Here is a 20300-nt window from a genome sequence, read left to right on the forward strand (position 1 = left end):
ATAATTCAGCTATTGCTCGCTAAAGTTATCAGTTTTTTTGGTAGGTTTGCACATTATTCAAAATTCTTATAAAAATTGCCGAATGGGCTTGTTTAACTGGTTTACTCAAGAAGTTGCTATCGATTTAGGTACTGCCAATACACTCATTATCCACAATGACAAGGTGGTTGTAGATGAACCTTCCATTGTCGCGTTTGACCGCACCACCAACAAAGTAATAGCGATCGGCCGCCAGGCCATGCAGATGGAAGGCAAGACGCATGACAATATCCGTACCGTAAGGCCGTTGAAAGATGGCGTTATCGCGGACTTCAACGCTGCCGAGCACATGATCCGGGGCATGATTAAAATGGTCAACAACGGCAAGGGCTGGTTTTTCCCTTCGTTGCGCATGGTCATCTGTATCCCATCGGGCATTACGGAGGTCGAGAAACGGGCGGTACGTGATTCTGCGGAGATTGCCGGGGCCAAAGAAGTTTACTTGGTTCACGAGCCGATGGCTGCGGCAGTAGGCATTGGCATCGATGTAGAAGAACCCATGGGCAATATGGTCATCGATATCGGCGGTGGTACCACGGAAATCGCCGTGATCGCGCTTTCAGGCATCGTATGCGACCAGTCTATACGGGTGGCAGGCGATAATTTTGACTCCGACATTGTACAGTATATTCGCCGCCAGCACAACATCATGATCGGCGATCGCACGGCCGAGAAAATCAAAATCGAGGTCGGATCGGCCTTACCCGAATTGCAAGATCCCCCTGCCGACTTTGCCGTGCAGGGCCGCGACCTGATGACGGGAGTGCCTAAGCAAATTACTGTTTCCTATACAGAAATTGCACATTGCTTGGATAAATCCATCTCCAAAATAGAAGAAGCGATCCTCAAAGCGCTGGAAATCACGCCGCCTGAGCTATCCGCCGATATTTATCAAACAGGTATCTACCTGACCGGCGGCGGCGCATTGCTCCGCGGGTTGGACAAACGCATCCAGGCCAAGACCAAGTTGCCTGTACACGTGGCGGAAGACCCCCTGCGTGCTGTGGTACGGGGCACCGGCATCGCGTTGAAAAACATAGGGACGTTCAAATTTTTGATGCAGTAGGCGATGAGCAGGTAGCTATTGGCTATCAGCCCTAAAGCTATAAGCAGCGCCTAAGGCTTAAAAACATAAGCGAGCATGAAGAACCTCTGGCTGATTCTCACAAGGTATAATGCATTCTTCCTGTTCGTGGTGTTCTTTGGATTTGCTTGTTACCTGGTGATCCAGAATAATACCTTCCAACGCGCTTCTGCCGTCAACTCGTCCAATGAGCTGGTAGGCAGTGTATACGCAAAGATCAGCGCCTGGAAAAGCTACCTGCACCTCGGCGAAGAGAATACCCAGCTGGCCGAGGAAAACGCGGCCCTCAGGGAACAATTGCAGCAGTATACCACGCCCGATACGGTGGTGCAGGGAGCCGTCAACGACACCTTGCGGGATGTCCGGTATCACTATATCGTATCCAAGGTGATCAACAATAGCATTCACCAGAAAAACAACTACATCACGCTGGACAAAGGGCGGAAACATGGCATCGAAAAAGGCATGGGAGTCATTTCCAGCAACGGCATCGTAGGCATCGTGCTGAATGTATCGGAGCATTTCTCCACTGTCCAATCGTTGCTGCATACCGGGACCCGCGTCAGTGCGGCGCTGGAAGACAGCCAGGCGTTCGGATCGCTGGTCTGGGGTGACCAATACGATTCGCGCATGGGCACCCTCAAGGACATCCCCAACCATGTGAAGGTCAGAAAAGGCGAACTCGTCTATACTTCCGGTTTTTCCCTATTCCCTCCCGGTATTGCAGTGGGCAAGGTAGTCGAAACGGGTGTTTCGGGCGGAGACAGCTTCCTGGATATCACGGTTGAGTTAAGTACCTCATTCCACAACCTGCAGCAAGTGTATGTCGTGCACGACTTACAAGCGGGGGAAAAAGAAACGCTGGAATCCGAAAACGACGACAATGGCTAAGGTTATTCTATACAATATCGCCCGTTTTGCTGTTTTGATCTTGATACAGACTTTCTTGTTCAAGAACATCGGCTACTATAACCTGGCCTCCCCCTTTCCTTACATCCTGTTCATTCTGCTACTCCCCGTTGGTATCTCCAACTTTTTCCTATACTGCCTGGCCTTTCTTATCGGCATCACCGTGGATGCCTTTTATGACACCTTGGGTGTCAACGCCGCAGCTTGCGTAGCCCTCGCTTGGGGGCGTATCCTGTTCATCCGTGTCAGTCTCCAGACCGACCATTATGAGAAATACGTGACCCCCAACTGGGGCACCGTACCCTTCAGGTGGTATTTTCTCTACACGTTCGTACTCACCCTATTCCACCACACCATCCTTTTTTCGCTGGAAACCTTTACTTTCCATCAATTCCATTACACCTTTATCCGTATCCTATTAAGTTGTATATTTACCGTCACAATCATTTTGTTGTTCAGTCTACTGTTTTATCAGAAAAAGCAGCGTTAATGCTGCTCTATGTCATCTACTATAGCGTTAATGAACGGTCTTTTTGAAAGGAAATACATCATTCAGGGCATTTTTATAGCGGTAGCTGCCATTATCGCCGCGCGGTTGTGCTATTTACAACTGATTGATGACTCATACCTGCTTTCGGCCAACAACAATGTGCTGCGAAAAATGGTCATCTACCCCGCACGGGGTGTGATCCTTGATCGTGACGGAAAAGTACTCGTACAGAACGAACCCGTCTATGACCTATTGGTCACCCCAAGGGAAGTGACGGAACTGGATACCGCCTTGCTGTGCGAATTGGTGGGTATCGATAAGGAGGGCTTCAACAAGCGGATGGCCACCGCACGCAGCTATTCGCCATACAAAGCTTCGCAGTTCGAAAAACAGATCCCGGCTACGGCCTATGCGAAATTGCAGGAACACCTGTATAAATTCAGGGGATTCTATGTGCAAAACCGGACGGTGCGCAGCTATCCCGACAGCATAGCTGCCCAGTTTCTGGGATACATCCAGGAGGTCAACGACCGGGATATTGAACGTTCCAAAGGGTTTTACCGGCCGGGGGATTATATCGGGGCCAGCGGCGTGGAAAGCGCCTATGAGGAGCTGCTGCGCGGACAACGGGGTGTTAGAAACGTGATGGTCGATGCCTTCAACAGGCCGAAGGGCGTCTTTGCGGAAGGCAAATATGATACCCTGGCGGTGGCCGGAGATGGCTTGGTTTCCTCGCTTGACAAAGACCTGCAGGTCCTCGCCGAGAAACTCATGCGCAACAAGATCGGCAGCGTCGTCGCCATTGAGCCCGCCACGGGCGAAATCCTCAGTTTTGTAAGCAGCCCCAGCTACGACCCCAATTTGATGGTGGGGCGCCAACGGGGCAACAACTACATGAAACTGTTGTATGATCCCTACAAACCCATGTTCATCCGCCCCACACAGGCCCAGTATCCTCCCGGCTCCATATTCAAGGTCGTGAGCGCGCTCACCGCCCAGCAGGCCGGTATGATCGATGCCAATACGGTCTTCAATTGTCCCGGCGGCTACCGCTACGGCCGCGGCGCCATCATGCGGTGCACCCACGTCGACGGATCGATCCCCTTGATTACCGCCATGCAACGCTCATGTAATACCTACTTTGGCTATACGTACGCCCGGATGATTGACCACCGCAACCTAGCCACGTCCGAAGCCTACACGCTGTGGCGCGATGCCGTGATGAAATTTGGCATAGGCGGGGCGCTCGGCATTGACCTGCCCGGCGAAAAGGGTGGTTTGCTGCCCACAGCTGACTTCTACACCAAGCGGTATGGCAATGCCAAATGGGGATCGAGCTACAACATATCCCTATCCATCGGACAGGGGGAAATGGGCATCACGCCCCTGCAAATGGCCAACATCATGGCCATCGTGGCAAACCGCGGTTACTATTACCGTCCGCATCTCATCAAAGGTATCGGTGAGAAGAAAATCGTCAAACCCGAATTTACCGAGAAGGTTTCCGCCGGTGTAGACGCCAAGTACTACGAACCGGTGGTGGAGGGCCTCAGTCGGGCCGTGAACATGCCCGGGGGTACGGGATACGCGGTCCGCATTGCTGATATCGAAATGTGTGGTAAGACCGGAACCGCCCAAAACCCTCACGGAGCGGACCATGCCGTATTCTTTGCTTTCGCCCCGCGAGACAACCCCAAGATCGCCATCGCGGTGGTTGTTGAAAATGCCGGATATGGTGGCACCTGGGCTGGCCCCATCGCCAGTATGATGGTCGAACAGTACCTCAAAGATACCATCACCTTGCCGAAATATATTCAGGATCGTATATTTAAAGCTGACCTATTACCAAAACCCAAGGTTGAGGAACCTAAGGTTGAGGAACCCAAGGTTGAAGAACCCAAGGAGACTGTCAAGTCAGCTTCTAAACGGAACACGAACCTCAAGAAGGACCCCGAAGAAAACACTTTTTTTGTTCACCATAGTGTTGTAGCAGGCAGGTATGAGTAATCAACGGAATAGATTATTTGGTGGTGATGTGGACTGGTTCACCGTGCTCCTTTGGCTGTTGCTGTGTTTAATCGGCTGGTTCAATATCCACGCGGCCGTGTTTGATCCGGAGTACCCCGGCTTGTTCAGCATGAATACCAATTATGGCAAGCAATCCATTTACATCTTTTCGGCCATCCTTATCGCCATCTGCATCCTGATCGTGGATGCCAAATTCTACAGTTCCATTTCCCCGGTTCTGTATGCCATCACCATCCTGCTGTTGATAGCTGTGCTCATCGTCGGGCGCAATGTAGGCGGTAATCAAGCCTGGATACCCATCGGCAGCTTCAGGTTACAGCCTTCGGAGTTTGCCAAATTGGCCACCTGCCTGTTGCTGGCTCGGTATCTGAGCGCCAATAGCAATAAAAACCCCAACCTCAAGACCCTCTTCTTCGGGAGCGCCATCGTGCTGTTCCCCGTCGTGCTGGTGTTACTCCAACCCGATACGGGGTCGGCATTGGCCTTCTTTGCTCTCGTTTTTATCTTCTACCGCGAGGGGTATATCTCCGGACCGTGGTTGCTGATCGGAGCACTTTGCATCCTGTTGTTTGTGCTCACCCTGGCGTTCAACCAATGGGGGGTGATCGGGGCGGTCGCCGTGATTTGCGGATTGGGCATCTATTATTTCCGGAAAAAACGGAAAGTGATCGCCATGCTCATTGCGCTGTTCGTCCTTTCTTCTGCATATGTCTTCTGTGTCGAATTTGTCTACGCAAATGTCCTCCAATCTCACCAACGCAACCGGATAGACGTGATACTGGGCAAGATCGATGATCCCCGCGGACAAGGGTACAACCTCAACCAGTCGATGATCGCCATCGGGTCGGGACAGTTCTGGGGCAAGGGATACCTGCAAGGTACTCAAACGAAATATAACTTCGTGCCGGAGCAGAGTACCGATTTTATCTTCTGTACCATTGGCGAAGAATGGGGGTTTGTAGGCTCTATGATCGTCATCAGCATCTACCTGACGCTGTTGCTGCGCATCGTCAACATCGCCGAGCGCCAGCGTACAGCACTTGCCCGCATCTACGCTTACGGGGTAGCCTGCATCCTTTTTTTCCATTTCGCCATCAACATCGGCATGACCATCGGCATTGTGCCCATTATCGGGATTCCCCTACCTTTCATCAGTTACGGCGGCTCATCGCTCTGGAGTTTTACTATTCTGCTCTTTATTATGATCCGGTTTGATGCCAACCGGAAAGGGATCGCTTAGTTTGGTATCTTAATACCAAATGCGTGGCCCTGCTGGGAGCAGGGCACTACGCAAATGGCTGCACACATGAATAACGACAAATTTAATAGATTATTAACAAATTCCTATAGTTTGTGTGATTTTTTTTAAAAATATTAGCAAGACGTTATCAATCTTGTTATCCCATGCCGAAATACCTGTAGATTTCCTATCTTTATCGCCATGGACCGTAGACAATTCATCTCATCGGGAGCCGCGGCGAGCGCATTGCTGGCCAGCCCACTGCCAAAAATGGCCTATGAAACGCAGGAAAAACGATATCAAAACGGGGTGAGCCCCTGGCCCATCTGTCTGGATACGGCTACCATCCGGCCGGCCTCCCTGCGTGAAAAAGTACAGATCGCGGCCAAGGCGGGATACGATGCCATCGAGCCCTGGGATAGTGAACTGGAGGAGTTTGAAGCCAAAGGCGGCAACCTGAAGGAACTTGGTAAGGAAATCAAAGACCTTGGACTTTTCGTGCCCAGCATCATCGGCCTGTGGAATGCCCTCCCCCCTACGCCGGAATTATTCGAAGCATCGCTGACGGATACCCGCCGTCGGATGCAGATGGCTGCCGACATCGGCTCCCAACATATCCAGACCATTCCGAACACGGTAGGCGATCCCTACGACCAAAAGTGGGTCGCGGCCCGCTACCGCGACATCATCGAACTTGGCAAAAACGATTACAACCTTGAGGCAGCATTGGTCTTCGTCAAGTATTTCCCATTGAAAACACTCGGTCAGGCCGTGGCCGTGGCGCTGGATGCCGATCATCCCGGTGCGCTGGTCATCCCCGACACGTATCATATGTACATCTCCGAAGGCGGATTTAACGGATTATCACTCATCAACGGCAAGAGCATCGCCATCTTTCAATTTTCCGACGCCCCGGCAAGTCCGGCGATCGGCCAGCTTGACGACAGCCACCGCGTATATCCCGGCGATGGGATACTGCCGCTGGTCAAGGTACTACAAGATCTCAAAGCCATCGGCTTCGACAAGTGTGTATCGCTGGAGCTCTACAATCCCGGCTATTGGAAGCAAGATCTGCAACAGGTGGCCGAGACTGGTCTACAGAAAACCCTGGCCGTCATCCGCGAGGCTGGCGTATAAGCTGCTTCACTTTTGCTCCCGCCAGTCCCGAGAAACCGCTGACCGGGACGATAATCAACGCAGCGATCAGTGACACCAGCGCCGCACCGGGCACTTGCGCGAGGGACGGTACGCTCGCCGTGAAAATACTGGCTACCTTGTCCGTCATTGCCACACCCGTCGTCAGGTAAACATACAGCATATAGCCCAGCCACACGGTGATCCCCGCCAGCGCCGATACCCAGAACGCGCCGACGGTTTTCCGCGGCAACAGCCAACAGAGGAGAAAACAAACCGGCGCAATACTCCACCACGGACCAAAAAAAGACAGCAATCCGCCGATGAGCACAATCAATAAGTATAGCATATCATCTAATTTGTCGGTTTCAATGAAAGGCGATGCCGCAGCCGTTCAGACGCCTCATCCACATTTTTCATAAACAGCAGGGTATCCAACGCGCCCATCGTCCATTTATCAATCATATTGTCATAGTATTGGCTTCCCGGATTGCCCGATTGCCCGCCCGGATACAGCCCATACGCCACAGGCCATTCTTTGTCCAGCTGCACCACCATCCGCCAGGAAGGACCATGCGTACCCGTGGTGGCATTGACAATACCGCTGCCGCCCCCGTTGACGATATCGCCACGTCCAAAAGCGGTAAAATTAGGCACCAGGTGCATGATGCGTGTACGCTTCACCCGACCCCAGGCCCAATGCTCAGCAGACGGTTCGCCATACCGCTCACGCAGCTTCGTTACCGTGGTATTAAAACTCTTCTGGATGATATCATCGGCCGTCTCCACGGTGTCCGCCGTATGGATGTCATCGAACCATTTGGCATCCGGCTCGTTGAGGATGAGCGCAAAAGTGCGGTCAAGGCTGGGAAACATAAGTCGTTCATCGGGTGGAAACTCATCATTCCAAATGGCGATAGGCAAGTCATCCAGCCAATTTTCAAAGATCGTCGCTCCGATGGCATCAGGGTCGTTGACGTGATTCCACCGTTCGAGGATGTCATACTCAGCCGATAGCTTGATTGTCTCGTCCGATGCCAGGGCTGTCAGCAGGCGCGGCAAAATCCGCCGGGCATCCACGTTATAGTTGTCGTTTTGCAGGACGCGCAGGCTATCGGCCGTCGCACCTGTCATGGCTTCCAAGCGTTCGTTGATGCGCAGGGCCCTGCTGGAATGCGAAAACTTCCAATCGAGGTAATACGGGTAAGTCGTATCCGTAGGAAACTGGTTGGCGGAACTCACAAAGCCCCGGGGCGGATTCCTCACTGTCGGGTTTTGCTCCTTCGGGATCCAGCCCTGCCAATCATGCGCCGCCAGCGTACCGTCCAGCAGGTATTTACCTTGCCCTTTCCATTTCAGGGGCAGCTTGCCGTTGGACGTGATGGCAATATCATTCGCATTGCTCGAAAAAATAAAATTCTGCGCCGGGGCGGTAAAATACGTAAGCGCCTTGCGGTAATCATCGTAGCCTTTTGCTCGGTTGAGGTAATAGAACGCCAATACATCTGCCCCATCGGTTTCATTCGTGATCCAGCGCATGGCATACCCCACCGGGATGCCCTTTGCATAGTTGGCGCTATCGGCCTCATGGTACACCACCGGTCCGTGATGCGTGTAGTACAGCGTATCATACCGCACGCCCTCCCCTTTCAGTTTGAACGTTTCGATGTGCATCGTCGTCGGCATCCACTTCCCGTCATGCCAATATTCCGCAAACGTCGCGTCGCGGAAACGGATGCGGTAGAAATCCATCACATCCGATCCCACGTTGGTCACGCCCCAGGCCACGTCCTTGTTGAAACCAATGACGATGGCCGGCGTACCCGGCAATGCCACGCCGTATACATTCACCGTAGGCGATGAAAGCTGCATCTGGTACCAGATCGAAGGCAGCGTCAGTTGCAGGTGCGGGTCGTTGGCCAGGATGGGCAGACCCGTGATTGACCTGCTGCCGCCCACCGCCCAATTATTGCTCCCTACCTCGGGACGCGGCTCCGGCACCCGGTATGCCAGTACGTTGCTGTCAGGTATCGCGGCCACCGCATCCGGCACAGCGGGAGACGCCAACGGCGAAAACCCCCAGTCCGTGCCTTCAGGCACGATGGGCGACTCCACCGACGGATAGCTGGGAAAGAGGTCCGCCACCACGTCGGGCCCGTACTTGGCCAGCACCTGGGTTAGGCGGAGATCGTTGCTTCCCCCATTCAAAGTGTTGCGCATGTTCATCAGCATCAGGATGGATCTGTAGGGCGACCAAGGTTCCGGCTCATAATTCAGTAACTTATATTCCACCGGCAGGTCTTTATATGCCAGCTGCGCTATATAAGCGTTTACCCCCGCGGCATATGCCTCCAGCATCCGGCTGGCAATGGTATCAGCCTTCAGCTTTTCCGCAATGATCGCTGCGGAACGGGCCATGCCGAGGCGGCGGTTATAGCGATCATATTCCAATGCAGCGGCGCCGACCACCTCCGAGAGCCTGCCCGATGCTACCAACGTATAAAATTCCATCTGCCACAGGCGGTCGCGCGCAATGGCATATCCTTGGGCAAAGTAGAGATCTTCGTCATTTTGCGCAAAAATATGCGGTACGGCATTGTCATCATACCGGATGACGACTTCATCGGTGATACCATCCAACGTGACCGCCATATCCTCCGCACCGGGATCAACAATGCCATTTTGCAGGAAACCATGGAAGGGGTTGAACACCTTACCCAGCGGCGGTACCGTCCCCCAAGAGCGGCTGAACACATAAATGAGGCCCAGGGCAATCACCAATGGCCAAAAATACCTAATGAATCTCATACGTTATTTAGGTACTTATTAGTGAGTTATTTATACCCTCAAACTTACTGAAAGTCGGCCACACAAGCAAATCGATCACCGCCATGGTTATCCACACCCGTCTTTGCACGAAATTTGCAGCGTATTTTATCATGGACAGCAATACACTTTTTAGATTGGGTTTTGGATGGATGGCAGCGTTATCCATCGTAGTTAGCAGCGCCTGCAATCCACCAGCGACCACTCAGCGTACCGATAATGCAAGCGCGGATAGCACGGCGGTACCAGCCGCGGTAGCGGAGGCCGTCACTTCCTGCTACCTGCATACCCGGGGACGGGACACCATTATGCTTCAGCTAAGCACCCGCCCCGATACGGTTTCCGGCACCCTGAGTTTCAACAATTACCAGATCGATGATAGCCGGGGCACGGTCGCCGGCCGCTATCATGGCGATACGCTGATCGTGATGTATGACTTCCATGCCGAAGGCACGCATAATATTCAAGAAGAAGTATTTCTCAGGCAGGGCAGCATGTTGATAAGAGGTGCGGGCGACCGCAGCAAGATCGATTTTTCGACAGGTCAGGTTTTCCAACCCGTGTCTTGCAGATAGAGAAGAAGATCTTATCACGACAACTGGACTCAGTCTACTGATTCGACCGTCTGCTCAGCACTAGTAACGCCGGGAGACAGCTCCACGATGCGCAGGTTGCGGAAATGAATTTCAGCGCCTTCTGATTCCAGGCAGATGTATCCTTTTTTGATCGTTGATTGGCTTATTCCATTGACGAATTTGCCATTTACTGATAATTTGATGGTACCATCAACGCAAACGACCTCGTAGTAATTCCATTCGCCTTTACCCTTGCAACGGTTTTCTACGGATTTACTGCGTTCACCGCGCGGATTATCCGGCACGGTAATCACGCCTCCCACGCCAAACAGCTCGCCATGTACGTAGGCGATTGGCGGTGTTTCACCGTTCCGTTTATTCTGGTTAACCCAGTCGAGCTCCAGCATTTGTACTTCTACCCCACCCGGCAAGCGGTTTTGTTGTCCCGGTTTGGCGTCGCTCCACATGAACATGCCGGAGTTGCCACCAGCTTCCATATGGCGCCACTCCACGGTAAGCACATAGTTTTCGTATTGTCTTTCCGAACGCATCACACCGATGGGTTGGCCGCTGCATATCAACAAGTCGCCCTTCCGCCGCCATGTGCTGGGCTCGGTATTCACATTAATCCACCTGATGTCTTCCGTTTCATTTCCTTTATCCGACAGTAATGCATGGTAGCTACCCTGCGTTCCAAATGTGATGCTCCTCTCTTGGGCGAGGCCTACTGTTGCCGTGAGCAAGCCGGCAAGCAACGCAGCCGCATATCGGCATTTTGCAAATTGGTTATCCATACGGGCGATACATTAGATGACCAGACCAGTCCCCGGCTTTGCTACCGGAATCGCCTGCGCAGCCATATCCATATGGTAAGCCTCAGGAAGGGGGCCCCAGGTCCTTTCCGATTGCAAGGCCTGCTCCCAAGTGACTTCCTGGCCGCTGTAAGCCGCCAGCGTGCAAAGGATGGCGGTCATGGTACTGTTGGTCATCCATTCCCCGTCATTAATCGGGCTCCCTTTGCGGATTGATGCAAACAGCTCATCGTGTTCCGTTTGGTACATATTATTGTTGGGACCTTCATATTTCCAATCCTGTTGCGCATGAATTTCGTACCGGCTTCCGATCTCGACCGCCATTTTTCCTTTGGTGCCGATTACATCCACGCTGTTCCGGTTGGTGCAGCCTACCTGCTGCCGTGCGAAATGATATCCCTGGGCACCATTGGCATACCTCAGTTCGACCGAAAAATGGTCGAACACGTTGCCGTATTCTTCCGCTACGCGAACCTGCCTGCCTCCGCTGCCGATCGCTTTCGCCGGTGGGACATCGCCCATTGCCCAGGCCATCATGTCTACGCTGTGCACGGCCTGTTCTACCAGCAGGTCGCCCGAAAGCCAGTTGTAATAAAACCAGTTGCGCAGCTGGAACTCCAGGTCCGACCACCCCGCCTGACGGGGCTTCAGGGTCAGATCCCCGCCATACCGGAAGGACGACAGCGACAGCACATCACCTATGGCTCCGTCCAGCACCTGTCCGAAAACCGCCCTATTGGGGTTGGCATAACGAAAACAGAAACCTGAAACCACGGCAAGATTCTTTTCTTTGGATTGCCTTACGGCTGCCATGACCCGCCGTATTCCCGGTGGATCAATGGCCACCGGCTTTTCGCAAAAGACATGTTTATCGGCTTGGATGGCGGCTTCCAGATGCAACGGCCTGAAAACCGGAGGCGATGCCAATAACACCACGTCCACACCGGCATCGATCACTTTCTGATAGGCATCAAATCCCACAAACTTGTTTCGGTTCTTCACCTTCATCTTCGAAGGTTCGATTTTCATCAGTGCATCATAAGCCGTCGCGATCTGGTCTTCAAAAATATCACCCATGGCCACCAGCTGCACATCCGGATCCGCCTTCATCGCCTGGGCGGCAGCACCCGTACCACGTCCTCCGCATCCGATCAAGCCGATCTTCAGCACCTTTTTCCGTTGTGGAAACAACTCGTTTGAAAAACCCAGTGGGTTCGCAAGCGGCATGATTGCCATTGCCGTCCCGGCTGTTTTGATAAATGCCCGGCGGGATGTTTTCTGGTAATCGGAAAGTGTATTCGTCATCAAAGTTATTTATGTAATCAATCGTGTGATTTCGTACGATCCATCTAGTTCAATTCCCTAATCCTTATATTTCTGAACCATGCCCGGTCGCCGTGATCCTGTAAGGCGATTTTTCCTGTATTGGAGCGCTTATAATCCGGAAAGTCTTTCCATTTTCCCACTTTCTTTTCGGTATTCCAGGCGTCGGTCCCCTCTTCAAACTCCACGATCTTTTGCCCATTCAGCCAGTGTTCGACATGTCCATTGTCGTATACGATTTTACTGGAATTCCACTCGCCCGCAGCATTCAGTCGCTTTTTCGTCGTATCTGCAGGATTCATGGCATAATTGGCTCCCGCTTTTTGCCAGTCCTCTAGTACGCCCGGGAAGCCGATGTCATCGATCAGCTGGTACTCCGGCCCCGTTTCGTAGGGCGCTTTATATTTCGGATCTTCCACGACATGGTACATCAATCCTGAATTACCGCCCGGCGCTATTTTCCACTCCCATTCGAGCTCGAAATTACCGAATTCCTGCTCGGTGACTATATCACCTCCGGTATCGTTGCCGCCGGTCTTGCCGAGGCAGGTAAGCACTCCCCCTTCTATTACCCAATTGTCGACCGGTCCGGATTTATTGAATCCATGCCATCCTGCCAACGACTTTCCGTCAAATAGCAATCCCCACCCGCTGTCAGGTGTGTCCATGTGTTCTTGTTGTTTTTTCAAACCGTTAAATGTACAAGAAAAAAAAAGAAAAGCGATGCAAGTTGACAAAACCCAAGATCTGTTGTTCATAACGCGTAAATTGATTAAAAACAGTACATAAAATAATAATTTAATTCACTCCGTCGAATGGCTATGATAATCCACTAGCTGCTCGATAACAGACCGGATTATTTTGCCGGTTTTCATTCCGTACCGTCCTGCCGTGGCTTCGAGCAACTCACGGAAATGAAAGCCAATGGAGCCGACACAGTTGAAGCTGTATAATCCGTAATCTGGATATGCACTGACCAACTGCGCGAAGAATGTGTCGAACGCATCGCTAACAACCTGCCTCCGATAGCTGTCAGGCACCGCCTGGCTGTCCAAAAACCTCGCAAACGACGCGCTGTAACGATTCGGTTGACCGGAACTATACAGTTGTTGCATCACATCATCCTCCTGCACACGGTAGGCTTGCATAAAAGCATCCCGTATGGCTGGGGGCATCCGGTGCCGCAGGAAATCGACCAAAATACGTTTTCCGATCGCCGCGCCGCTCCCCTCATCGCCGAGCAGGAATCCCAACGAATCGATGTGATACACGATCGTTTTACCATTATAGAGGCACGTGTTGGTGCCGGTACCCAATATAGCCGCAAAACCGGGGGAATCACCGAGCAGTGCGTGCGCAGCAGCCAACAAATCTACCTCCACGCGGATCACAGGGCAATGGGCAAACACTTGCGTCAACGCCTGTTCCATTTGCGACCGCTTTTCCCCCTGGCATCCCGCGCCGTAGAAATATACGGCTTCGACAGAAGACAGCTCCGGATGTTTTTTCATCTCTCCCGTCATACTGGCGAGGATGGACGGCGCATCCATAAAGAATGGGTTATACCCCGTGGTCGTAAAGTATTGGGTTGCCGCTCCTTTGGACGATATGGCCCAATCAGTTTTGGTAGACCCGCTGTCTGCAATCAGGATCATCGGTCAGTGCCTCCCATCCGTTTGGTACCAAGCCGATAACCGTATATGGCATACCAGCCGATAAACACATAACAGGGAATGACCAGCCAATAGGCTTGCTGGGCGTCAAACTGATCAGCGAGCCAGCCATACATCAGTGGGATAACTGCCGCACCCGAGATCGCCATCACCAGCAGCGATGAGCCGATTTTGGTAAACCTGCCAAGGCCATCAATCGCCAACGGCCAAACCGAAGGCCAAATCAACGAATTAGCCAGTCCCAGCAGCGCAATAAACACGATGGACACAACACCGCCGGTAAAGATGGCCGACACGCCGAACACGACGCCCAATGACGCGCAACCGATCAACGCCACCCGTTGGGAGACGTATTTGGGAATGCAAACAATGCCGATCAAGTAACCACCCAACATGCCGATCAGGGTAAACGAGGTAAAGAACTTTGCCGTGGACAACGGGATGCCCAGATAAGCACCGTAACTGATAATCGTATTCCCCGCGATCACTTCCACGCCTGTGTAGGCAAAAAGCGTCAAAACCCCAAGTAACAGATGCGGAAACTGGAAAATGCTCGTCTGCGAGGGTGTGCTGGACTCGGTTGTCGCCGAGTGATCGTCAGCAGACGTTTCATCGATCTCCGGGAGGCCAGAGCGAAGCACCCCGACCGCTAAGGCAAGCAGTAACACCGTAATAAACAGATAGGGGGCGATCACCTGCCGGGCTAACCGGTCAAGCGTCGCTTCCGTTTCCGTAGCAGACAACTGCGATAGGCCCGCCTGGATCGCATCGGCTTCACTCAAGATGACCGCTCCGAGCAAGGCCGGGGCGATGATACCAGCGATGCCATTACTGACCCCCATGATGCTCATCCGCCTTGCCGCGCTTTCGATGGGCCCCAGCACCGTTACATAGGGATTCGATGCTGTTTGCAACACCGCCAATCCCGCACCCTGTATAAACAGGCCGACCAAGAATATCGGGTAAGCCCGGTAAAGTGCAGCCGGTACGAAAAGCAGCGACCCAACGGCGACCAGCAACAATCCCAGCGACATCCCTTTTTTAAAGCCAGTGATTTTCAGCAACCAAGCAGCCGGCACCGCCATCACGAAATAAGAAATATAGAAGGCAAATGCCACGAGATAGGATTGAAAATGATTCAGTTGGCAAGCCAGTTGCAAGTATGGGATCAATACCGAGCTTAGCCAGGTGACAAATCCGAAAATAAAGAACAAGCCACCGATGATGATCAACGGATGGATCGCAGTCTTTGGTTGCTGCGATATGGTAGGCGTCAATTCGGCCATGTGCGGTTATCGGTTTTTTGTTTTGATGGATTCTATAATGGTTTCGTACACGTTTTCGGGGAAGATATTCGGTTGTCCATACCAGAAGAACGAATCATTCCCTTCATATATCCCCGCCTTAATGTGCTTACTCGTAGGAAGGTAACTGGATACATCGTTGCTATATCCGGCCACGGTCACCAATTTATCGGGCCATAGCGCCTTGATGCCCAAACTATACTCAGTGGTTGTTTCCCTGGATACCCCTACAAGCTTCCAATTGCCGATATTAAGGGTCTGTATCAATACGGGCATCGTAGCCGGCATCCGGTCTGTCGCGTAATACAGAAGCATCAGATCCGCCCAGCGCACATTTTTCTCGGCCGTCACGTCACCTTCGTGCCCTTCATTCGCCGCACGGAATTGTTCGATCTTGTCTTTCGGCCACGGACGGCTGTCAAAATGAACCGTATCTACGAAAAAGCTGATCTCGCCGGCGATGCGCTGCATCTGTTGGCGATCGAGCACATCCGTTACGGCCGCAGCCAATTTTCCGGCGGTAATCCGGTGATCCCCATCCGTCGGATTAATGTCGCCGCCGCACCCCTGCAGGAACATGGCCGACCTCACCCGCGAGTGATGAACGAGCATTTCACGGGCCACGCCCGGGAAGTTCGGACTGATGGTAACCCCTTCCTGCCCCGCATTGTTAAATACCGGGTGGCATCCGGCCAAGAATACCACATCATCTTGATCATCATGCGCATAGTCTACCCGGAGCACATCCAACGATTGGTCATAAGGCAAGTCATCACCGGGTAAATTGCGGTTGTGGCCAATGGCCACCTCCGATTTTCCGAGATAAAGATCGGCCGGTTGCATCGTCTTGGTTGCTTGCCTGACGGCGGCCAGGATACCGGCTTTCACAACCGTATGGAGATACAGGCTATCCGGCTTTTGGCAGTGGGGGGCCCAAGTGGGCCATTCCTGCGTGGCAGGGGCGAAATGCGTGTGCGAGGCGTTGATCAGCACCGCCGATGGGTCAATACCAAAGGCTTGCTGGATATCCTGCTTGACAGCCGAAACAAAATCCCCATCAAAGCCACAGACATCAGCGCTCAGGATGGCGACAAGGCTTTTCCCGCGTTGAACGACGAGCGCTCCGACGGTGAGCTGACGGGTACTGGCATGTTGTGCCTGGTATGACAGCCCCCCGGCATCCACCCCCCAAAACCCGCTGTCCGAGACTGCCAGTAACCGGATATCCTGACGGTACGTGGTTCCGTTGGGTACCGCGACCCTGAGCCAGTTGCCATCAGAGCTGTACTTCAGGATTTCCTGGCCCTCAGTCAGGACATAAAGGCCGTTGTTGTTTGCCATCACATCGATTGCCCCCTTGCATTGCGCCAGCGGACTCCATGCCAACCGGCCGGGCCCATCCTGCGCTGTCCACAGCGCGCCCGAAGCGTCCAGCACAACCAGGCGTCCCACCCAGTAACACAAGGATCGGGGCGTCATTTTCACTTCATCCACATGCTTCCACTTCAATGCACCGCGGGTGGGCAACGAGGCGACCAACAATTCACGGCGGGCATTCAGGGCGTACAGCCCGCGCTTTCCCGCAGCCAACAGCTCGACGTGCTGCGCTTGCTTTAGCTCCACGGCAGCGCCTTCCCGTGCGCTTACATCGCTCCTCCACACGCGCCCCTCGCGGAGCGTAAACCACATGCCGTCCGCAATCGTGGCATCGGTGACGGCACCCAACTTCCCCTGCTCCTTCCATTCCAGCGAAAACCGCCCTTCACGCGGGGCGCCGTAGCCAGCCAGGGTCAACGAGAGGATGTTATCTCCCGGTTCGATAGACGCCTGCCCTTTACCTGCCCGGTACTCCACTTGAGCCGATACCACCAATGGAAACACAACGGAACACCCGAGCAGCAAAAAATAAAAGCCCCTAACCAGGGGATCCCGAATAACGCTATACATGTTTCACCGAATTATCCAGCGCCTGCTTGACGCTTCCATATTTCAACAATACCGCTTTTGCAGTTTCATAATCCGCGATGCCCGATTTCTCCATCAGCATCCGTACCGCACGGTCCGTAATTTTGTCATTAATCAATGCGACGTTCACCATGCTATTGTCTTCCACCCTTCCCAATTGGACCATGGTGGTGGTGCTGATGATGTCCAAAATCATCTTTTGGGCCGTGCCGCATTTCATCCGGGTGCTTCCGGTGACAAACTCCGGACCGGTAATGACTTCTACCGGAAACTCCGAGGCCGCTGCAATGGGTGAATCAGGGTTGCCGACGATGCTGCCGGTCGAAATGCCCTGTTCCCTGCATCGCTGGAGGCTCGCTAGCACAAAAGGGGTCGTCCCGCTCGCCGAAATACCGACCACGACGTCCTTCGGGCTTACGTTCGCTTCCTGCAACCGCGTCCATCCTTCTTCGGTGTCATCTTCTTTCTCTTCCAGCGCATCGACCAGCCGATCAATGCCTCCGGCAAGAATGACATTAAACACCCCCTTCGCCACACCATAAGTAGTAGGAAGCTCGATGACGTCCAGTACAGCCAACCTGCCGCCACTGCCGGCGCCGACATAGAACAGGCGGCCACCGGCTTTGACCTTTTCCACAATCACCTCAATTAACCGGATCAGCTGGGGCGACGCTTTCGCGATCTGTCCGGCGACCGTCTGGTCCTCCTGATTGATCAAGCTGACCAGTTCGTCAACTGATTTTTTTTCTAAATGTCTGTAATTAGACGGGCTTTCTGTCACTCGTAAATCCATGCGTTTTCTTTTTTTCCCTCAATTAATATAGTATGGTTCAAAGCATTGGTCTTATGCCTTGGCGATCTCCTTAGCGTGCTTCTGAATCTTCCGGATAGCCATTGCAATCTGTTCCATATTTTCCCGCGTGCCAAGCAGCATCGTCTGGAAGAACCAAAGCGATTGCTCACCGGTCAGCTGATCGTTTTGCGGACATTCATTGCGCTCCAACCATTCCTTCATGGTCTTCTCGCCATAAATCTTAAGATAATGCGGATTCGTCGCTAAACCGGTAACGTAACTGTCACGGTTCATTTGGCCGTAACCCACCCCACATGGGATTCCCTCGGCATTGATCGCTTCCACAAACTTATCGCGGCTCAATCCATTGAAATGCTCCTTCATGTAGCGGAACATATATAAATGGTAAGCGCTGCGGGTAGTGCCGGAATAAAGTTTTGCCGGTTCGATTCCCGGAATTTCCGCTAACAGCTTGTTCAGGTAGTCCGCGTTTTCGGTGCGCCGCTTTACTTGGTCCTGCAGACGCGACATTTGGGCTAGCAAGAGGTTGCCTTGAAACTCCGTAAGCCTCATATTCGTCGCCCTGGTGCCGGTACCCGTCCCGTAGGACGTCGTGGTTCCGCCCTGGCCCTGGTTATGAAAGGTATAACATGCCCGCGCGAAATCCTCATCGTTGGTCAGGATAGCCCCGCCCTCCGCACAATTGAGGTTTTTGGATGACTGGAAGCTGAAGGCACCGGCCAACCCGAAATTGCCCACCTTCTTTCCTTTCCATTCAGCCAGGTGCGCCTGGCATGCATCCTCGACGATGGGAATACCGGTTTTTTCGCCTAAGCGCATAAACGCGTCGATGTCTGCCGGCGATCCACCGATGTGTACCGGCATGATCGCTTTGGTTTGCGCGGTAACCGCAGCCTCCGCCTTTTTCGCATCGATCTGAAAGGTTTCCATGTCAGTATCCACCAATATGGGCAGCGCATAGTTGAGTACGACCACGTTGTACGTGGCAATAAACGTGTATACCGGGATGATCACTTCGTCGCCCGGGCCGATGTCCATCGCTCCCAAAATTGTCGACAAAGCGGCCGTTCCGCTGGATACGCCCAAGCAATGATTAGCACCCGTTAACTGTGCGTAGGCCTTTTCAAAATTGGCCATCACCTGACCGTCGAGACGACCCCACCTTCCGCTTTTGAGCACAGCCAGCAGTGCTTTTTCTTCCGTTTCGTTAAAAAGCGGCCATGATGAAAACCCTGTACTATAGCTTTTACTCCCCCCCAGAATTGCTGGCCGGCCATCTTGCATGCTTGCGAACGATAGTTTCGGGAAGCCTCCCAAGGCGACACCTGCCCCGGCCATCGCGGCCGTTCCAATAAAATTTCGGCGATTCAATTTATTTGTCATAACGATTATCAATTTGCTAATTAACTGGTTGTATTTTTTGTGGACTATAATTATAGTAATTCCCCGGATTATTGGTGCGCGCGAATGCCCGAATATAATTGATCTCCCCGCTAACCAATCCGGTTATCGTATACGTTCGCTCACCGGAAAGCAAGCCTTCGGCCTCCACCTGTTCCTCTTGAAACTTATTCGCGCCGACGCTCAATATGTTGGGATGCTCATAGGTATTCCATGCAATGCCGATTCGGGACAGTATTTGCGCATCATTTACTTTTTCATAAGCGACCTTGACCGTTGCTGTCGTACCATTGACGGCAATATCCGATATCCAAACCCGCACATGAGGGGTCACCTCAATCTCCACCTCGGTGTCACCACGCATGGCCAACGCCACACGCTCGGGATTTACCGGCGTAAATGGTCCCACCGCGGTATACGTATAATCGCCTGCGAAAACCCGTGAATTTACAAAAGTTCCATCCGGATACGTTACCAAATTTTGGGGTTGGGAATCGCTATATTCATATAGCTGCACAATCGTGCCCCCATTTATTCCGCCGGATTCCACCAGCTCTCCCGTTTCAGCGTCTACCACGCTACCCGAAAGCGTCAAGTCCGGCATTTCGTAATTATCGAGTTCGCATCCTGCGAACACGATGGCCATTGAGAGGCACATAATGATCTTATTCATCGTATTGGTC

At 52.8% G+C, this 20300-nt stretch carries 18 protein-coding genes; 7 read left to right on the top strand and 11 right to left on the bottom strand.

Annotation, left to right across the window (positions count from 1 at the left end):
- The first annotated feature begins 82 nt into the window (after positions 1 to 82).
- From ACMGDE_RS16240 to ACMGDE_RS16265, 6 genes are all read left to right on the top strand, one after another.
- Positions 83 to 1105: a rod shape-determining protein gene (locus ACMGDE_RS16240; RefSeq protein ID WP_090626315.1), complete on the top strand. Its 1023-nt coding sequence runs from the start codon at positions 83 to 85 to the stop codon at positions 1103 to 1105.
- 75 nt (positions 1106 to 1180) lie between these two features.
- Entirely contained in the window at positions 1181 to 2014 is an 834-nt protein-coding gene (gene mreC, locus ACMGDE_RS16245; RefSeq protein WP_436833876.1) for a rod shape-determining protein MreC, read from the top strand.
- Entirely contained in the window at positions 2007 to 2522 is a 516-nt protein-coding gene (locus ACMGDE_RS16250; protein ID WP_436833877.1) for a rod shape-determining protein MreD, read from the top strand. Before mreC ends, ACMGDE_RS16250 begins: the two co-directional genes overlap by 8 nt.
- A gap of 30 nt (positions 2523 to 2552) precedes the next feature.
- On the top strand, positions 2553 to 4529 hold the full coding sequence (mrdA, locus tag ACMGDE_RS16255) for a penicillin-binding protein 2 (protein WP_436833878.1): 1977 nt from the start codon (positions 2553 to 2555) through the stop codon (positions 4527 to 4529).
- Positions 4522 to 5790 (top strand): rod shape-determining protein RodA, encoded by a 1269-nt coding sequence (rodA, locus tag ACMGDE_RS16260; RefSeq protein ID WP_436833879.1) that lies wholly within the window; start codon positions 4522 to 4524, stop codon positions 5788 to 5790. The genes mrdA and rodA overlap by 8 nt, the downstream gene beginning before the upstream one ends.
- A 201-nt stretch (positions 5791 to 5991) precedes the next feature.
- A complete protein-coding gene (locus tag ACMGDE_RS16265) occupies positions 5992 to 6927 on the top strand; it encodes a sugar phosphate isomerase/epimerase family protein (protein WP_436833880.1) in 936 nt (311 codons plus the stop codon).
- On the opposite strand, the gene ACMGDE_RS16270 is transcribed toward ACMGDE_RS16265, so the two are convergent.
- Both ACMGDE_RS16270 and ACMGDE_RS16275 read right to left on the bottom strand, forming a co-directional pair.
- On the bottom strand, positions 6905 to 7273 hold the full coding sequence (locus tag ACMGDE_RS16270) for a hypothetical protein (RefSeq protein WP_436833881.1): 369 nt from the start codon (positions 7271 to 7273) through the stop codon (positions 6905 to 6907). The genes ACMGDE_RS16265 and ACMGDE_RS16270 overlap by 23 nt on opposite strands.
- A gap of 5 nt (positions 7274 to 7278) precedes the next feature.
- A complete protein-coding gene (locus tag ACMGDE_RS16275; RefSeq protein ID WP_436833882.1) occupies positions 7279 to 9732 on the bottom strand; it encodes a penicillin acylase family protein in 2454 nt (817 codons plus the stop codon).
- An 83-nt stretch (positions 9733 to 9815) separates the two neighbouring features.
- Here ACMGDE_RS16275 and ACMGDE_RS16280 point away from each other — a divergent pair, with 83 nt between their 5' ends.
- Positions 9816 to 10325, top strand: coding sequence for a hypothetical protein (locus tag ACMGDE_RS16280; RefSeq protein ID WP_436833883.1), 510 nt, complete (start codon positions 9816 to 9818; stop codon positions 10323 to 10325).
- A gap of 29 nt (positions 10326 to 10354) precedes the next feature.
- On the opposite strand, the gene ACMGDE_RS16285 is transcribed toward ACMGDE_RS16280, so the two are convergent.
- The 9 genes from ACMGDE_RS16285 to ACMGDE_RS16325 all read right to left on the bottom strand — a co-directional run bounded on the left by ACMGDE_RS16285 (position 10355) and on the right by ACMGDE_RS16325 (position 20290).
- Complete coding sequence (locus ACMGDE_RS16285; RefSeq protein WP_436833884.1) at positions 10355 to 11119, bottom strand: 3-keto-disaccharide hydrolase; 765 nt, start codon at positions 11117 to 11119, stop codon at positions 10355 to 10357.
- A 12-nt stretch (positions 11120 to 11131) separates the two neighbouring features.
- Positions 11132 to 12442 carry a Gfo/Idh/MocA family protein gene (locus tag ACMGDE_RS16290; protein WP_436833885.1) on the bottom strand — a complete coding sequence of 437 codons (1311 nt, stop codon included), beginning with the start codon at positions 12440 to 12442 and terminating at the stop codon, positions 11132 to 11134.
- 44 nt (positions 12443 to 12486) lie between these two features.
- Positions 12487 to 13128, bottom strand: coding sequence for a 3-keto-disaccharide hydrolase (locus ACMGDE_RS16295; protein WP_436833886.1), 642 nt, complete (start codon positions 13126 to 13128; stop codon positions 12487 to 12489).
- A gap of 135 nt (positions 13129 to 13263) precedes the next feature.
- Entirely contained in the window at positions 13264 to 14115 is an 852-nt protein-coding gene (locus tag ACMGDE_RS16300) for an N-acetylglucosamine kinase (RefSeq protein ID WP_436833887.1), read from the bottom strand.
- On the bottom strand, positions 14112 to 15419 hold the full coding sequence (locus ACMGDE_RS16305; RefSeq protein ID WP_436833888.1) for a sugar MFS transporter: 1308 nt from the start codon (positions 15417 to 15419) through the stop codon (positions 14112 to 14114). Before ACMGDE_RS16305 ends, ACMGDE_RS16300 begins: the two co-directional genes overlap by 4 nt.
- A gap of 6 nt (positions 15420 to 15425) precedes the next feature.
- A complete protein-coding gene (locus ACMGDE_RS16310; protein ID WP_436833889.1) occupies positions 15426 to 17384 on the bottom strand; it encodes a hypothetical protein in 1959 nt (652 codons plus the stop codon).
- Positions 17377 to 18195, bottom strand: a complete 819-nt coding sequence (locus ACMGDE_RS16315; protein ID WP_436833890.1) for an N-acetylmuramic acid 6-phosphate etherase — start codon at positions 18193 to 18195, stop codon at positions 17377 to 17379. The genes ACMGDE_RS16310 and ACMGDE_RS16315 overlap by 8 nt, the downstream gene beginning before the upstream one ends.
- 51 nt (positions 18196 to 18246) lie before the next feature.
- Positions 18247 to 19599 carry an aminotransferase class I/II-fold pyridoxal phosphate-dependent enzyme gene (locus ACMGDE_RS16320; protein WP_436833891.1) on the bottom strand — a complete coding sequence of 451 codons (1353 nt, stop codon included), beginning with the start codon at positions 19597 to 19599 and terminating at the stop codon, positions 18247 to 18249.
- A gap of 16 nt (positions 19600 to 19615) precedes the next feature.
- Positions 19616 to 20290: a DUF3823 domain-containing protein gene (locus ACMGDE_RS16325; RefSeq protein ID WP_436833892.1), complete on the bottom strand. Its 675-nt coding sequence runs from the start codon at positions 20288 to 20290 to the stop codon at positions 19616 to 19618.
- Positions 20291 to 20300 lie beyond the last annotated feature (10 nt).

The organism is Parapedobacter brassicae (assembly GCF_051400755.1).
In the GTDB taxonomy this organism is placed as follows: Bacteria; Bacteroidota; Bacteroidia; order Sphingobacteriales; family Sphingobacteriaceae; genus Parapedobacter.

Excerpts from the sequence above, each read along its gene's own strand:
- ACMGDE_RS16320 (WP_436833891.1), bottom strand. The coding sequence starts at position 19,599 with ATGACAAATAAATTGAATCGCCGAAATTTTATTGGAACGGCCGCGATG.
- mreC (WP_436833876.1), top strand. The coding sequence starts at position 1,181 with ATGAAGAACCTCTGGCTGATTCTCACAAGGTATAATGCATTCTTCCTG.
- ACMGDE_RS16270 (WP_436833881.1), bottom strand. The coding sequence starts at position 7,273 with ATGCTATACTTATTGATTGTGCTCATCGGCGGATTGCTGTCTTTTTTT.
- rodA (WP_436833879.1), top strand. The coding sequence starts at position 4,522 with ATGAGTAATCAACGGAATAGATTATTTGGTGGTGATGTGGACTGGTTC.
- ACMGDE_RS16250 (WP_436833877.1), top strand. The coding sequence starts at position 2,007 with ATGGCTAAGGTTATTCTATACAATATCGCCCGTTTTGCTGTTTTGATC.
- ACMGDE_RS16280 (WP_436833883.1), top strand. The coding sequence starts at position 9,816 with ATGGTTATCCACACCCGTCTTTGCACGAAATTTGCAGCGTATTTTATC.
- ACMGDE_RS16300 (WP_436833887.1), bottom strand. The coding sequence starts at position 14,115 with ATGATCCTGATTGCAGACAGCGGGTCTACCAAAACTGATTGGGCCATA.
- ACMGDE_RS16285 (WP_436833884.1), bottom strand. The coding sequence starts at position 11,119 with ATGGATAACCAATTTGCAAAATGCCGATATGCGGCTGCGTTGCTTGCC.
- ACMGDE_RS16315 (WP_436833890.1), bottom strand. The coding sequence starts at position 18,195 with ATGGATTTACGAGTGACAGAAAGCCCGTCTAATTACAGACATTTAGAA.
- ACMGDE_RS16240 (WP_090626315.1), top strand. The coding sequence starts at position 83 with ATGGGCTTGTTTAACTGGTTTACTCAAGAAGTTGCTATCGATTTAGGT.
- ACMGDE_RS16310 (WP_436833889.1), bottom strand. The coding sequence starts at position 17,384 with ATGTATAGCGTTATTCGGGATCCCCTGGTTAGGGGCTTTTATTTTTTG.
- ACMGDE_RS16325 (WP_436833892.1), bottom strand. The coding sequence starts at position 20,290 with ATGAATAAGATCATTATGTGCCTCTCAATGGCCATCGTGTTCGCAGGA.
- ACMGDE_RS16275 (WP_436833882.1), bottom strand. The coding sequence starts at position 9,732 with ATGAGATTCATTAGGTATTTTTGGCCATTGGTGATTGCCCTGGGCCTC.
- ACMGDE_RS16295 (WP_436833886.1), bottom strand. The coding sequence starts at position 13,128 with ATGGACACACCTGACAGCGGGTGGGGATTGCTATTTGACGGAAAGTCG.
- ACMGDE_RS16290 (WP_436833885.1), bottom strand. The coding sequence starts at position 12,442 with ATGACGAATACACTTTCCGATTACCAGAAAACATCCCGCCGGGCATTT.
- ACMGDE_RS16305 (WP_436833888.1), bottom strand. The coding sequence starts at position 15,419 with ATGGCCGAATTGACGCCTACCATATCGCAGCAACCAAAGACTGCGATC.
- mrdA (WP_436833878.1), top strand. The coding sequence starts at position 2,553 with ATGAACGGTCTTTTTGAAAGGAAATACATCATTCAGGGCATTTTTATA.
- ACMGDE_RS16265 (WP_436833880.1), top strand. The coding sequence starts at position 5,992 with ATGGACCGTAGACAATTCATCTCATCGGGAGCCGCGGCGAGCGCATTG.